Source organism: Rhodococcus sp. ABRD24, assembly GCF_004328705.1.
Taxonomy (GTDB): domain Bacteria; phylum Actinomycetota; class Actinomycetes; order Mycobacteriales; family Mycobacteriaceae; genus Prescottella.
In genome coordinates this window covers 1,035,468-1,049,714 of record NZ_CP035319.1, presented here as the reverse complement: position 1 = coordinate 1,049,714, position 14,247 = coordinate 1,035,468, and the positions used below count along the sequence as shown (strand labels likewise).

Here is a 14,247-nt window from a genome sequence, read left to right as displayed (position 1 = left end):
TCTCAGGCGATCCGCAGTGATGTGATCGCCCAGCCGGCCGGGTGTCTGCTGTTGCCGCGTTCGATACGGGCGGCGACGGCGAACACCCGGCCGCCGCGGTTGTAGGTGCCGAAAACCTCGGCAGCCTGGTGGTGAACCGGCCGGACATGGACGCGTGCGAGCGTCGCCGTGCCCAGGTGGGTACCGGCCGGCGCCGACCGGGCCAGTGTTTGCACGAGGTCGTGCACCGCGGGCGTCAGCAGCGGACGTAGTTGAGTCGGCGGTCGGCGGCGGTCGAGCACTTCGAGTGTCAGTCGCAGGGCGTGCTCTGCGAACCGCCGAGCATCCGATGCCGGTCGGGTCGAATCTGCGGTGACGGGTGCGGACCCGTTCCTGGGTGAGCGCCCGCTGTGCGGCGAGCGGCGGGCGGCCGCCGCTACCGTGGTTCGGGACGGTCGTGCGGCCCCCGTAGCGGGTGGTTCGAATTGCGGTGCGCGGGAAAGAAATCGGTGCTCGGTGTTCATTGTGGCCTCTCCGTTGTCGCGGACCTGGGTTCGCGACATGTGGTTGTCGACGGATGCCGGTGGGGGTCGCTGGTTCGGACGTTCCTGCCGGGCGATCTCGGGTCGACTCCGCGGAGAGTTACGGAATCTGGCGGCAAGCATTGCACGATCCGTGCCGTCTCGGTAGGGGTCAGCGGCGACTCGTCTCGCCGGACCCGGGAGAAGCGTCCTAGGGTGAAGGCGTGCGCGGATTGGTGCTGGACTTCGGTGGGGTACTCGCGGGATTCGGCGCGGATGCAGATCTGATGGCCGGCCTCGTCGACGCCGCACGGCGCCGGGGTGTGCGAACCGCGATCCTGAGCAACGATCCGGGTGGTCCGGCGGGGCAGCGGCTGCGCGATCTCGCGGGGGTGTTCGTCGACGAAGTGGTGTTGTCCGGTGACGTCGGAATGGCGAAGCCGGATACGCGGATCTATCGGCTGACTGCTGCCCGCCTCGGTTTGGACCCCGGTGAGTGCGTGTTTGTCGACGACCTCGTTGCGAATGTGCGCGGAGCGGTGGCGTCGGGCATGGTGGGGGTGCACCATGCCGACGCGGCGCAGGCCGCGGAAGAGATTGGGATTCTTCTCGATTCGGGCGATGCGCGCGAATCGGGCGGCTGGGGTTCGGTAGACGGCAGGGGTCCGTCGGACAGGGGGCGGTAGCAGCAATGGCGACGAGGTTGACCACGCAGGACGCGTCGTTCTATTTTCTCGATGCGAGCAGTACCCCGATGCACTTGGGGTCGCTGGCGATCCTGCAGCTGCCCGAGGAGGGATTGGACTTCGAAGATCTGCTCCGGCTGATCGAAGGACGACTACACCTGGTGCCACGGTACCGGCAGAAGGTTCGAGAGGTCGCGTACGGGTATGCCCGGCCGGTCTGGGTCGACGACCAGGACTTCGATATCACCTATCACGTCCGACGGTCGGCGCTGCCGATGCCAGGGTCGGACGAGCAGTTGCAGGATCTGGTAGCCAGGCTCACTTCGCGGCCGCTGGACACCTCCCGGCCGCTGTGGGAGATGTACCTGGTCGAGGGGTTGGAGGGTAACCGGTGCGCCGTCTTCACCAAGTCGCACTCGGCTCTGGTCGACGGTGAGAAGGCGCTCGAGATCAGCCAGGTGATCCTGGACGAGGCGGACGCGCCTCGCGTCACCAGTGACGACCTGTGGATGCCGGAGCCGGTTCCGGGCGAGCCGACGCTGGTCGCGGCGGCCCTCGCGCAACTGGTGTCGAGGCCGAGCGAGGGTCTCGCGACACTGCGAATGACATTGGGGGACATGACCTCCGTCCTCGACGAGGCGGCGAACATGGTCGGCAAGCTCGCGGCCCTGGCTCGGACTGCGGCACAGCCGGCCCCGGTCAGTCCGCTGAACGTGCCGATCTCGCGCAACCGGCGTTTTGCGGTCGCGCGGACCGACCTCGAGCGGTATCGAAGGATCCGGGGCCGCTACGGATGCTCGATCAACGACGTCGTACTGACGGTGGTGTCGGGTGCGATGCGGAACTGGCTGCTCTCACGCGGCGAGCCGGTCGCCGAGGCCACGACGCTGCGCGCGTTGGTGCCGATGTCGATCTGCGAGTCTCAGCCCGGTACGAACGGGGCGAGCGTCGTCGACGTGTGCAGCGAGAACGAGGCGTCCCGGCCACACGGGCGGACCTCGTCGTTCCTCGTGGATCTCCCAGTCGGTGAACCCAACCCGGTGGTGCGCCTGTCGCACGTCGCGCACGCGACGGAGGCGTTCGCGCGGCAGAGTCGCCAGGTGACCGCACAGACGATGATCCGGCTCTCCGGGTTCGCGCCGGCCTCGCTGCACGCTCGAGGTGCGCGTGCGGCGAGCAACCTGTCGCAGCGGATGTTCAACCTGATGATCACGAATGCGCCGGGGCCACAGATCCCGCTGTATCTTGCGGGCATGCGCATGGTCGAGATGTATCCCGTGTCGCCGCTGTTGAAGAATCAGACCCTGAGCATCGCGCTGACGTCCTACGACGGCAATGTCTACTACGGTTTGAATGCAGATCGCGACGCCATGGCCGATGTGGATGTGGTGGCCGCGTTGTTGCACGAGTCTCTCGAGGAGTTGGTGGATGCCAGTGGCTGAGTCGGTCGGCGGGCGCGGATGGACGCGAGTGGCGCGCGCGTGGACTGCGGGAGCGCGGGCATGAGGATCTACGTGCCCGCGACGATCGCGATGTTGCAGAAGCTGGTCGCGGACGGCGAGGTGCTGCCGGTGAGCAGGACCGCGTTCGCCCTCACCCCAGCCCTCCGGGAGGCGTACAGCTCGGGTGATGACGACGAGCTCTCGGAGGTTGCGATGGCCGAGGCCGCGCGTGCGTCGTTGCGGCTGATCGCCACCGAGACGCCCGAGGACGGCGGTGGGGCCGGCGAGGGCACAGCGCCCCGGTTCCGCCGCGCGGTCATTGCGGCCGATGTCGACGACGTGACCCCGCGCCCGGACCTCGATGATGCGGTCGTACGGCTGGCGGGCGTGGTGACGATCGAACAGGTTGCGTCCGTGCATGTCGACCTGGCGGAGGCCGAGGCCGACGTCGAGAAGGCCGTCGAGGCGATCGATGCCGCCGATCTCGGTGACGCGGATGCGGAGTTCGATCTCGGCGACGCGGAGGATCATGAGCTTGCCTGGTACGCGACACAAGAGCTGCCGTTCTTGCTCGAACTTCTCTGACCGACGGCCCACCCGGACCTTCCCGGATCCGCACTGTGCCGTAACTTACGCGACCGTAGCCTGATGGATTACGCTAATCGTGAGCTCGGAAACGTGATGGAGGCCGGATGGGACTGAAGAGCTGGATCGAGGCGCCTGCGGCCAGGGTCGCTGGCTCGAACCGGTCGGTGGCGAACCTGGTGCGCGGAGCCGTGACCAGGTTGACGACGCCGCTACTTCCCGACGACTACCTGCATCTGGTCAATCCGTTGTGGTCCGCGCGTGAACTCCGCGGCCGTATCGTCGAGGTCCGCCCGGAGACGGTCGACTCGGCGACGCTCGTGATAAGGCCGGGCTGGGGATTCGATTTCGGGTATCAGCCGGGTCAGTATGTCGGCATCGGCCTTCATGTGGACGGTCGCTGGCACTGGCGCTCGTACTCGCTGACGTCGGCACCGAACATCGACAACAAGCTGATCTCGATCACTGTCAAGGCGATGCCCGAGGGCTTCCTGTCGAGTCACCTCGTCAACGGAGTTCCGGCGGGCACGATCGTGCGCCTCGCGGCGCCGACCGGCAACTTCGCGCTGCCCGAGCCCCCGCCGGCGAAGATGCTGTTCCTCACCGCGGGCAGCGGTATCACCCCGGTGATGTCGATGTTGCGGACCATGGATCGGCGCGGCGATCTGCCCGACGTGGTCCACGTACATTCCGCGCCGACTCAGAACGACGTGATGTTCGGTGACGAACTCGCGCGGCTGCAGGCCGAGCACAGTTCGCTGCGCTGCCATATTCGCCACACCCGCACCGGCGGCAAGTTCGCGCTGGCGTCGCTGGACGAGGTGTGCCCGGACTGGCGTGAGCGGCAGACGTGGGCGTGTGGTCCACTCGGCATGCTCGACGAGATCGAGGAGATGTGGGACCGGGAGGGGATCACCGACCGGCTGCATCTGGAACGATTCGCGGTCTCCCGGGCCGACCTGTCGGGTGCGGGCGGCACCGTCACCTTTGCCAAGTCCGGCAAGGTCATCGAGGTCGACGGCGCGACGACGCTGCTCGAGGCGGGCGAGAAGGCCGGTGCTCTGATGCCGTTCGGCTGCCGCATGGGCATCTGTCAGACGTGCGTCGTCCCGCTCGCGTCCGGGCACGCCGTCGACCTGCGTTCGGGCAAGGAGCACGCGGAGGGGGAGCGGATTCAGACCTGCATCTCCGCGGCCGCCGGCGACTGCACTCTCGAGGCGTGACGGCCCGGGAAACGGACCGCGGTTCGACTTCCGGGCTCGAGTGTGATCCCGGCGGCCGTGACGACTGCGGGTGTCCGGATTCCCGTATCGTTGAAGGCAGTTATTTGCGTCGGTGGCTGGCGCCGGTGGTCTGATCGTGTCAGACCTGGTCTATTCAACGGAGGATCTTCGGTGGCCATCACGAACATCACAGAGTTCGCCCACCTCACAGACAGTGATATCGAAGCGCTGGGGCGTGAGCTGGACGCGATTCGCCGCGATGTCGAGGAGTCGCGGGGCCTGCGAGATGCCCGCTACATTCGGCGCACGATCCGGTTGCAGCGTTCACTCGAACTCGCAGGACGGCTGGTGCTGTTCGGGAGCCGGCGGCGTCCCGCCTGGATCGCGGGCACGGTGCTGCTCTCGTTCGCGAAGTGCATCGAGAACATGGAGCTCGGGCACAATGTGATGCACGGGCAGTGGGACTGGATGAACGATCCGGAGATCCACTCCACTACGTGGGAGTGGGACCAGACCGGGCCGTCCGAGCACTGGAAGCGCGCGCACAACTACTCGCATCACACCTACACCAACATCGTCGGCATGGACGACGACGTGGGATTCGGCATCCTGCGGATGACGCGTGACGAGAAGTGGCGTCCGATCAACCTTCTGCAGCCGATTGCGAACGTGATCCTGGCGGCCGCATTCGAGTGGGGTATTGCCCTGCACGATCTGGAAGCGCAATTGCGGCTCGAGGGCGACGACCGACAACGGTGGAACTCGAAGCCCAAGAAGGAGTTCGCGGTCAAGATCGCCCGTCAAGTCGGCAAGGACTTCGTGCTGTTCCCCTTGCTGACGGGTCCGGCGTGGAAGCACACGCTGGCCGCGAACGCGACGGCGAATCTGGCGCGCAACCTGTGGACGTACGCCGTGATCTTCTGTGGGCACTTCCCGGACGGTGCGGAGAAGTTCACCGTCGACCAGTTCGAGAACGAGACGCGGGCGCAGTGGTACCTGCGGCAGATGCTCGGCAGTGCGAACATCGATGCCGGCCCCGTGATGGCGTTCATGACCGGCAACCTCTGCTACCAGATCGAGCACCACCTGTTCCCGGATCTGCCGTCCAACCGGTACGCCGAGATTGCTGTACGGGTGCGGTCGCTGTGCGAGAAGTACGACCTGCCCTATACGACCGGTCCGCTCAGTCGGCAGTACCTACTGGCGCTGCGGACGGTGCACAAGCTAGCGCTGCCGGACAAGCTCCTGTTGCGGACGGCGGACGACGCCCCGGAAACGTCGTCCGAGCGCAAGTTCGCCGGCACGGGTGCGAAGATCGCCGAGGCTCTGCGGATCGACACGGACACCGGTCGGCGCCGCGGACTGCTGTCGGCGCTGCGGGACCACAAGGCGGCCCGCTCGCGCCGCCTCATGCGCCAATCGTGATCTGAAGCACAGTGCGACTTCCTTAACCTACGGTCTCGTAACTTACGATACGGTAGGGCCGTGGCTATTACGGACATCAAGGAGTATGCGCATCTGACGGATGCCGATGTCGAGGCCCTCGGCCGGGAACTCGACGCGATCCGCAGGGACGTCGAGGACGCGCGCGGGGAGCGCGATGCCCGCTACATCCGCAATACGATCCGGCTCCAGCGTGGGCTCGAGATCGGTGGGCGTGCGGTGCTGTTCGGCAGCCGGAAGCGGCCGCTGTGGCTGCTCGGTACCGGAATGCTCGGCGTCGCGAAGATCATCGAGAACATGGAGCTCGGGCACAATGTGATGCACGGGCAGTGGGACTGGATGAACGACCCGGAGATCCACTCCGCGAGCTGGGAGTGGGACAACGTCGACCCGTCGGCGCACTGGAAGCAAACCCACAACTACCTGCATCACAAGTACACGAACATCCTGGGCATGGACGACGACGTGGGCTACGGCCTGCTACGCGTCACCCGCGACCAGCGCTGGCGCCCATTCAACTACGGCAACGTCGCGTACAACGCGATCCTGGCGCTGCTGTTCGAGTACGGCATTGCGATCCAGCTGCTCGAGTTGGGTAAGGTCGCGGCCGGCCGCGACGACCGCGAGTTCACCAAGCGGAACGCGAAGGAAGTCGGCGCCAAGATCGCCAAGCAGGTCGCCAAGGACTACGTCGTCTACCCGGCGCTCACCGGCAAGGCATGGAAGTCGACACTCACCGCAAATCTCACCGCCGGTGTCATCCGCAACCTCTGGACCAACGCCGTCATCTTCTGTGGCCACTTCCCGGACGGTGCGGAGAAGTTCACCAAGGCCGACGTCGACAACGAGACGAAGGCCGAGTGGTACCTGCGGCAGATGCTCGGCAGCGCCAACATCTCCGGCGGACCCGTCATGGACTTCATGACCGGCAACCTCAGCTACCAGATCGAGCACCACATCTACCCGGACCTGCCGTCCAACCGGTACGCCGAGATCGCGGTCAAGGTGCGGGCGCTGTGCGAGAAGTACGACCTTCCGTACACCACCGGCCCGCTTCCGGTGCAGTACCTCAAGTCCTGGCGCACCATCGCGAAGCTGTCGCTGCCGAACAAGTACCTCAAGGACACCGCCGACGATGCCCCGGAGACCGCGTCGGAGCGCAAGTTCGGCGGCAATGCCGTCCCGACCGTCGACCCGCTCACCGGCCGACGGCGCGGATTGCTCTCGGCGATCAAGGCGTCCAAGAAGCGTCGCGGACTGCGCGCGCTGGTGTCGCGCTAGACGGTCGCACTCGTCCCGATCCCCGGTGCCGCACGAACCGATCAGGCTCGAGTCCCGCCGGGGATCGTCGCGATCGCCATGTTTGCTGTGTTGGTCGAGGCCTGGACCGGGCCCCGCAGTGAGTGAGAGAGTATCCAGGCAGGGTCTTTTCGAGCTCGTCAGCTGAACGGAGCGGACAATGGACTCGTTTTGGGATTGGTTCTGGTTTGCCTTCGCCTGGTTCGCGTTTGCGGCCTATCTGATGGTCCTCATCGCGATCCTCACGGACCTGGTACGCGACCATCGGACGTCCGGCTGGATGAAAGCGGTGTGGGTCCTCTTCCTGTTCGTCGTGCCGGTCCTCACGGCCGTCGTGTATCTGATCGTGAGAGGCCGTGGCATGGCAGAACGCTCCGCCGCGGCGGTACGCGGGTACGAACTAGCCGAGGACCTGAACATCGGGGATGTGACCGGCACGTCGGCGGACCGTGAACTCGCCACGGCGCGGGCGCTTCTCGACGAGGGAACGATCAATGCGGACGAGTACCGCACCCTCGCGGCGCGGGCGCGCCGGACCTCGACGCAGTGAGTCAGGTCCACGACTTCGTGGAGTGAGTCCGGTCCACGACCTCGCGGAGTGAGTCAGTTCCACGACTCGTTCGTCGAGAGTGCCTCGAGTAGGAGGCGGACCGCAGCTACGCGGTCCGCAGACTTGCTCGTGAGCTTGTCCAGCGCACATTCGGGGTCGGCTGGCGGGCCCAGATGGGTGCAGCCTCGGGGGCAGTCCTCGGCGGCTGCCGCGAGATCGGTGAAGGCCCCCACGACGTTCTCCGGCGAAATGTGAGCGAGCCCGAACGATCGGATGCCGGGGGTATCGACGACCCAGCCGCCGCCCGGCAGCGGCAGTGCGACGGACTGCGTCGAGGTGTGTCGGCCCTTGCCGACGCCCGAGACCACGCCGGTGGCCCGATCGGCATCGGGTACAAGACGATTGACCAACGTCGACTTCCCGACGCCCGAGTGTCCGATGAGTGCGGTCACCTGGCCGTTGAGAATCGCGGTGAGTTCGTCGAGCGGGTCGTCCCGGCCCGCGACGACCACCGGTATGTCGAGGCCGGCGAACGTCGCGGCGAACTCGTCCGGCGTGGCCAGGTCGCTCTTGGTCAGGCACAGGATCGGCTTCAGCCCGCCCACATAGGCGGCGACCAGAGCCCGCTCGACGAAGCCGGTCCGCGGCGGCGGGTCGGCCAGCGCGACGACGATCAACAACTGCGCCGCATTCGCGACGACAATCCGCTCGTACGGGTCGGTGTCGTCGGCCGTCCGGCGAAGTACCGTCTTGCGTTCGGCGACACGCACGATGCGGGCGAGTGTGTCGGGCTTGCCGGACAGGTCGCCGACGATGCTCACCTGGTCGCCCACCACGATCGGGGTGCGCCCGAGCTCGCGGGCGCGCATCGAAACCACCACGTGGTCGGGGTCGCCGCCCAGCGCGCAGCCCCAGCGTCCGCGGTCGACCGAGACGACCATCGATTCCTCGGCGCTGAGGTGCTCCGGCCGGGTCTTGGTCCGCGGCCGCGTCCCCTTGCCAGGCCGGATCCGGACGTCGGACTCGTCGTACCGCCGGCGACTCAGGACACCGCTCCCTGCTGGGAGGATGCGGACGCGTCCAGCATTGTCGCCCAGAGGTTCTCGAATCCGGGCAACGTCTTCGCGGTGGTGCCGATGTCCTCGATCTCGACGCCGTCCACGACGAGGCCGATGATTGCGCCGGCCGTGGCCATCCGGTGGTCCGCGTACGAGTGCCACTGCCCGCCATGCAGCGGACGCGGCTCGATGCGCAGGCCGTCGTCCGTCTCGGTGACGGCGCCGCCGAGCTTGTTGATCTCGGTGGCCAGTGCAGCGAGCCGGTCGGTCTCGTGGCCGCGCAGGTGCGCGATGCCGCGCAGCACCGACGGACCGTCCGCAAGCGCCGCAAGTGCCGCGACGGTGGGGGTGAGCTCGCCGATGTCGTGCAGATCGATGTCGATGCCGCGCAACGTCTTCGGTCCGGTGACGGTGAGGATTCCCGCAGCGCCCTCCGAGAGGCGTGCGCCGGCGCCCATGTCGGTGAGGATGCCGCGAATCGCGTCACCGGGCTGCGTCGTGCGCGACGGCCACAGTGGCACCCGCACGGTGCCACCGGTTACCGCGGCTGCCGCCAGGAACGGCGTTGCGTTCGACAGGTCGGGCTCGATCACCCAGTTCACCGGGTCCACCGCGCCGGGTGACACTCTCCAGGTGTCGGCGTCGCCGCTCTCGCCGGGGGTGTGGACGGTGACGCCGGCCTGGCGCAGCATCTCGACGGTCATGTCGATGTGCGGCATCGACGGTAGCGAGCCGCCCTGATGCCGCACGGTGACACCCTCGTCGAAGCGGGCCGCCGACAGCAGCAGTCCGGACACGAACTGTGACGACCCGGACGCGTCGATCGTGACCGTGCCGCCACGCAGGGCGCCGCGCCCGTGCACCGTGAAGGGCAGCGCGTCACCGTCGATGTCGGCGCCCAGCCCGCGCAGGGCGTCGAGGATCGTGCCGAGTGGCCGAGTGCGGGCCTGCTCGTCACCGTCGACGGCGACGGTGCCGTCGGCCAGGGCGGCGGCGGGCGGCAGGAAGCGCATCACCGTGCCGGCGAGGCCGCAGTCGACGGTGCCGCCGGTCATCGGGCCGGGGACCACGCGCAGGGTGGTGCCGGTCGCGGCGTCGGGCGTGGCGGTGATCGAGACGCCGAGCGCCCGCAGTCCCTGGATCATGAGGTCGGTGTCGCGGCTGCGCAGCGCGCCGGTGATGGTGGACGGCCCCGACGCGAGGGCCGCGAGGATCAGCGCCCGGTTGGTGATCGACTTCGATCCGGGCAGCGTCACGGACGCATCCACGGGGGCTTCGGCTCGGGGCGCTTTCCACAGGCTTTCAACACTCACCCGTCCATCTTCGCCTATGCGTGGGCGCCTCGTGGTAACCGTGCCAGCATGGGAGTGGACGGTTACACGCGACGACGAGGGAGTGGGCAGGCATGTGCGGCAGGTATGCGACGACGGCCGACCCGGCGACGCTCGCGGTGGAACTCGACGCCGTGAACGAGACAGGGGAATCCGGTCCCGAGACGGCGGACTACAACGTCGCGCCCACGACGCAGGTGCTCACCGTCGTCGCGCGGCACGATCACGGCGACGACCACAGCCCGGTGCGCCGCCGGATCCGGCGCATGCGCTGGGGGCTGGTGCCCTCGTACGCGACCGAACCGGGCAAGGGTGCGCCGCTGTTCAACGCCCGCTCCGAGACGGTCGCCACCAAGGCCGCGTTCAAGACGTCGCTGCGGTTCAAGCGATGCCTGGTACCGATGGACGGCTGGTACGAGTGGCAGACCGAGCCGGCCCCCGGCGACACTGCCGGCAAGGTCGTGAAGGTCCCGTACTACATGTCCCGCGGCGATGGTGAGCGGCTGTTCATGGCCGGTTTGTGGTCGGTGTGGCACGACCCGAAAGCGCCCCGGGAGGCGCCGTTGCTGTCCACCACGATCCTCACCACCGACTCGGTGGACCAGCTGGCGAACGTGCATGACCGGATGCCGCTGATCATGCCGCCCGACCGCTGGGATGCCTGGCTGGATCCCGACAGCCTCGGCCACCCGGACCTGATCCGCCCGAGCCTCGAATCCGTCGCGCCTGTGGAGATCCGCCGGGTGTCACCGCGGGTGAACAGCGTTCGCAACAACGGCCCCGATCTCCTCACGCCCGACACGGGGGAGCGGGCGGGGGAACAGATCAGCCTGCTGTGACCGCAGTCCGGGCGGCGAGGCCGGTCACGTCGGCGACCAGTTCCAGCGAGCGCATCCATGCGGTCCGCTCGGTGGCCGAGGACACGACCATCAACTCGTCCGCGCCGGTCTGCCCGGCGAACCGGTCCAGGTAGTCGCGTACGACGGTCGGGGTGCCGACGGCCGAGTACCGCACCATCGCGAGTACCTGTTGCCCGGCCGGCGAGTCGAGGATCATGTCGGCCTCTTCCGACGTGAACGTCCGGCCGCGGCCCACGAACAGCCCCACTCGCTTGCGCTTGGTTTCCAGGAAGAGCCGGTCCGCCTCATCCTGGGTGTCCGCGGCGATCACGTTGACTGCCGCGATCACGTACGGCTCGTCCAGCTGCGCCGATGGGCGGAACTCACGCCGGTAGATCGCGACCGCGTCCAACAGTGCATTCGGTGCGAAGTGCGAGGCGAACGCGTACGGCAGGCCCAGGGCGGCGGCCAGTCGGGCGCCGAACAGGGACGACCCGAGAATGTAGAGCGGCACATCCGTCCCCTTGCCGGGTGTCGCCTCGATACCGGGAACCCGCGACGGCCCGGTCAGGTAGCCCTGGAGTTCCAGTACGTCCTGTGGGAACGACTCCGCCGAACTCGGGTCGCGGCGCAGTGCCCGCATGGTCTGCTGGTCGCTGCCCGGCGCGCGGCCGACGCCCAGATCGATCCGGCCCGGATGCAGTTCGGCGAGGGTCCCGAACTGCTCGGCGATCGTCAACGGCGCATGGTTGGGCAGCATGATGCCGCCCGCGCCGAGCCGGATCCGCTCGGTGTTCGCGGCGATGTGTGCGATCAGCACACTGGTTGCAGACGATCCGATGGACGGCATGTTGTGGTGCTCGGCATACCAGATCCGGTTGTAACCCCACCCTTCGGCGTTGCGGGCCATCTCCACGCTGGCCCGGAAGCTGTCGCCGGCAGTCTCACCCGCGCCGATGTGGGCGAGGTCGAGGATGGAGAGAGGGAGGGGGAGGGCAGTCACGCGGATACCGGCTTTCACTTGCTGAGATGGGTGAGATCGGTCAGATCTGTCTTCACGTGATGGAACCACGCTGAGCGGCCGAGAATTCCGCCCCGTCAGCCGACGGCTAGCTCCGCGACGACCGCGCCCGACAGCCGGACCAAGTCCTGCGGAGCCACCTCGATCTCGAGGCCGCGGCGTCCCGCGCTGCACAGGATGCGGTCCCAGTGCAGGGCGGAGGCGTCGATCACCGTCGGCAGCCGCTTGCGCTGCCCGAGCGGTGAGATGCCGCCCAGGACATAGCCGGTGGAGCGTTCCGCGTCGGTCTGCTCGGCCATCACGGCTTTGCTTGCGCCCACCGCCGCCGCGGCGGACTTGAGCGAGAGTTTCGAGGGCACCGGCAACACTGCGACCGCCAGCTTGCCCGAGTCCGTCTTGATCACGAGGGTTTTGAAGATCTGGGCCGGTTCCACTCCGAGGTGACCGGCGAGCGAGTCCACCGCCTCATCGCCGAAGGATGCAGCGCGCGCGTCGTGGTCGTAGCTGTGGATCCGATGGGCCACCTTCTCCCTGGCGAGCAGCATTGTTGCGGGAGTCGAGGTTCCAGCCATGATGACGACTCTAGAGCCCGCCCGATCCGGGTCGGGAACACGCGGAGCCCCCGCGCTGTTGAATTCACCCGAGAAGCTGCATCAGCGAAGGGAGTGGTCGGTGCCGGTGTTGTGTGCAGAGCGGGCTCGTCCGGATACCGCGGCGGAGTCGAGTCGTCCAGCTGTCGTGCGGGGGATGGCGGTAGCCTTGACCCCTACGGCAAGCGAAGGGATCAGCGTGCGCGGCGATCACGACCACGAAGACGGCCTCGCGAGCCCGGCCCACCTCACCGGTGACGGACCGGAGCCTCACGATCGGCTGATCGAGCGGTTCGAGCGCGATGCGCTGCCGCTCCTCGATCAGCTGTACGGCGCTGCGCTGCGCATGACGCGCAATCCGGCGGATGCCGAGGACCTGGTCCAGGAGACGTACGTCAAGGCGTACTCGGCGTTTCGTTCCTTCAAAGAGGGGACCAATCTCAAGGCCTGGCTGTATCGGATCCTCACCAACACCTACATCAACTCTTACCGCAAGAAGCAGCGCCAGCCTGCGCAGTACCCGACCGACGAGATCACGGACTGGCAGCTCGCGGCGACCGCCGAACACACGTCGACGGGTCTGCGTTCGGCCGAGGTCGAGGCGCTGGACGCATTGCCCGACGACGACATCAAGGCTGCGCTGCAGGCTCTGCCGGAGGAGTTCCGGATGGCCGTGTACTACGCGGACGTCGAGGGCTTCCCGTACAAGGAGATTGCGGAGATCATGGGTACACCCATCGGCACGGTGATGTCTCGGTTGCACCGCGGACGGAAGCAGTTGCGGGGTCTGCTCGCGGATGTGGCCCGGGAACGGGGATTCAACCGAAATGGCGCAGTCGACGCTGCGGAGCAGGAGGTGACTCGGTGACCGGGGACAACGAGTTCGAGCAGTTGGACTGCTCGGCGGTGATCGCGGATGTCTGGTTGCTGCTCGACAGCGAGTGTGACGAGAACGTGCGGGAGCGGATCCAGCGGCATCTCGACAATTGCGGAGCCTGCTTCGAGTCCTACGGCATCGAGGAGAAGGTCAAGCGTCTGATCGGGCGAAAGTGCGGTGGTGAGCATGCGCCGGCTGGACTGCGCGAACGGTTGTCGGTCGAGATTCGGCGCACGGTGATCCTCACCGAAACCGAATTCGCCGTCGATCGCGACCCTGAAGACTGACCCTGAAGACTGACCCGGAGGGATCGGGCGCGCCAGGGTACTCGACGCGCCTGGAAGCGAGATCAGGGGCCCGCAAGCGGATGCTTGCGGGCCCCTGATCAGGTCAGTGCGCGTCTCAGGCGTTGGGACGCTTGCCGTGGTTGGCGGCGTTGCCCTTGCGGCTGCGCTTCTTACGACCACGCTTACCCATGAGTAGCTCCTTTTCTGTTCCGAAGTCGAGTCCATCCTAGTGTTTCACGTGTGGTCGGGTGTGGTTCCATTGGCTGGTCCGCGACCGTCCGGGAAGAGTGAGGTGCTCGATGGCAGAAGATGTGCGCGCCGAGATGGTTTCGACCGTCTACCAGGTAGTTGTCACCGAAGGTGCAGAGGTGAACGAGGGGGATACCCTGGTGATCCTCGAGTCCATGAAGATGGAAATCCCCGTCCTGGCCGAGGTGGCGGGCAAGGTCACGTCGGTCGATGTCACGGTCGGCGATGTCATTCAGCAGGGCGACCTGATCGCCACTATCAGCTGAT

16 protein-coding genes are annotated in these 14,247 nt (G+C 67.1%); 11 read left to right on the top strand and 5 right to left on the bottom strand.

The genetic code is table 11. From position 1 onward, the window contains the following. Window positions 1-2: 2 nt before the first annotated feature. The gene (locus ERC79_RS04655) at window positions 3-503 is read right to left on the bottom strand and encodes an Rv3235 family protein (protein ID WP_131576143.1); all 501 of its coding nucleotides are present in this window, start codon (window positions 501-503) and stop codon (window positions 3-5) included. 221 nt (window positions 504-724) lie between these two features. Here ERC79_RS04655 and ERC79_RS04650 point away from each other — a divergent pair, with 221 nt between their 5' ends. From ERC79_RS04650 to ERC79_RS04620, 7 genes are all read left to right on the top strand, one after another. Next, window positions 725-1,186, top strand: coding sequence for an HAD-IA family hydrolase (locus tag ERC79_RS04650; protein WP_131576141.1), 462 nt, complete (start codon window positions 725-727; stop codon window positions 1,184-1,186). Between the two features lie 5 nt (window positions 1,187-1,191). Further along, window positions 1,192-2,628 (top strand): wax ester/triacylglycerol synthase family O-acyltransferase, encoded by a 1,437-nt coding sequence (locus ERC79_RS04645; protein ID WP_131576139.1) that lies wholly within the window; start codon window positions 1,192-1,194, stop codon window positions 2,626-2,628. A 60-nt stretch (window positions 2,629-2,688) separates the two neighbouring features. Then, window positions 2,689-3,213, top strand: a complete 525-nt coding sequence (locus tag ERC79_RS04640; RefSeq protein ID WP_131576137.1) for a hypothetical protein — start codon at window positions 2,689-2,691, stop codon at window positions 3,211-3,213. A gap of 107 nt (window positions 3,214-3,320) precedes the next feature. After that, entirely contained in the window at window positions 3,321-4,436 is a 1,116-nt protein-coding gene (locus tag ERC79_RS04635; RefSeq protein WP_131576135.1) for a ferredoxin reductase, read from the top strand. 171 nt (window positions 4,437-4,607) lie between these two features. Continuing rightward, complete coding sequence (locus ERC79_RS04630) at window positions 4,608-5,861, top strand: fatty acid desaturase (protein WP_131576133.1); 1,254 nt, start codon at window positions 4,608-4,610, stop codon at window positions 5,859-5,861. A 60-nt stretch (window positions 5,862-5,921) separates the two neighbouring features. Further along, window positions 5,922-7,160 carry an acyl-CoA desaturase gene (locus tag ERC79_RS04625; RefSeq protein WP_131576131.1) on the top strand — a complete coding sequence of 413 codons (1,239 nt, stop codon included), beginning with the start codon at window positions 5,922-5,924 and terminating at the stop codon, window positions 7,158-7,160. A 178-nt stretch (window positions 7,161-7,338) separates the two neighbouring features. Next, entirely contained in the window at window positions 7,339-7,728 is a 390-nt protein-coding gene (locus ERC79_RS04620) for a PLD nuclease N-terminal domain-containing protein (RefSeq protein ID WP_131576129.1), read from the top strand. Between the two features lie 53 nt (window positions 7,729-7,781). Here the strand turns inward: ERC79_RS04620 and rsgA are convergent, their stop codons facing one another. Both rsgA and aroA read right to left on the bottom strand, forming a co-directional pair. Beyond that, window positions 7,782-8,774, bottom strand: coding sequence for a ribosome small subunit-dependent GTPase A (gene rsgA, locus ERC79_RS04615; RefSeq protein WP_207390482.1), 993 nt, complete (start codon window positions 8,772-8,774; stop codon window positions 7,782-7,784). Beyond that, complete coding sequence (gene aroA / locus ERC79_RS04610) at window positions 8,771-10,099, bottom strand: 3-phosphoshikimate 1-carboxyvinyltransferase (protein WP_131576127.1); 1,329 nt, start codon at window positions 10,097-10,099, stop codon at window positions 8,771-8,773. Before aroA ends, rsgA begins: the two co-directional genes overlap by 4 nt. A 92-nt stretch (window positions 10,100-10,191) precedes the next feature. Here aroA and ERC79_RS04605 point away from each other — a divergent pair, with 92 nt between their 5' ends. Next, the gene (locus ERC79_RS04605; protein WP_131576125.1) at window positions 10,192-10,956 is read left to right on the top strand and encodes an SOS response-associated peptidase; all 765 of its coding nucleotides are present in this window, start codon (window positions 10,192-10,194) and stop codon (window positions 10,954-10,956) included. Here ERC79_RS04605 and ERC79_RS04600 read toward each other — a convergent pair. Continuing rightward, a complete protein-coding gene (locus tag ERC79_RS04600) occupies window positions 10,943-11,959 on the bottom strand; it encodes an LLM class flavin-dependent oxidoreductase (RefSeq protein ID WP_131576123.1) in 1,017 nt (338 codons plus the stop codon). The two genes, ERC79_RS04605 and ERC79_RS04600, sit on opposite strands and share 14 nt — an antisense overlap. Window positions 11,960-12,054: 95 nt before the next feature. Then, a complete protein-coding gene (gene ybaK, locus ERC79_RS04595) occupies window positions 12,055-12,549 on the bottom strand; it encodes a Cys-tRNA(Pro) deacylase (RefSeq protein ID WP_131576121.1) in 495 nt (164 codons plus the stop codon). Between the two features lie 175 nt (window positions 12,550-12,724). Here ybaK and ERC79_RS04590 point away from each other — a divergent pair, with 175 nt between their 5' ends. From ERC79_RS04590 to ERC79_RS04580, 3 genes are all read left to right on the top strand, one after another. After that, complete coding sequence (locus tag ERC79_RS04590; protein ID WP_131576119.1) at window positions 12,725-13,435, top strand: sigma-70 family RNA polymerase sigma factor; 711 nt, start codon at window positions 12,725-12,727, stop codon at window positions 13,433-13,435. Then, window positions 13,432-13,731, top strand: a complete 300-nt coding sequence (rsrA, locus tag ERC79_RS04585) for a mycothiol system anti-sigma-R factor (RefSeq protein WP_131576117.1) — start codon at window positions 13,432-13,434, stop codon at window positions 13,729-13,731. The genes ERC79_RS04590 and rsrA overlap by 4 nt, the downstream gene beginning before the upstream one ends. 299 nt (window positions 13,732-14,030) lie before the next feature. After that, window positions 14,031-14,246: a biotin/lipoyl-binding carrier protein gene (locus ERC79_RS04580; protein WP_131576115.1), complete on the top strand. Its 216-nt coding sequence runs from the start codon at window positions 14,031-14,033 to the stop codon at window positions 14,244-14,246. The last annotated feature ends 1 nt before the right edge of the window (window position 14,247 follow it).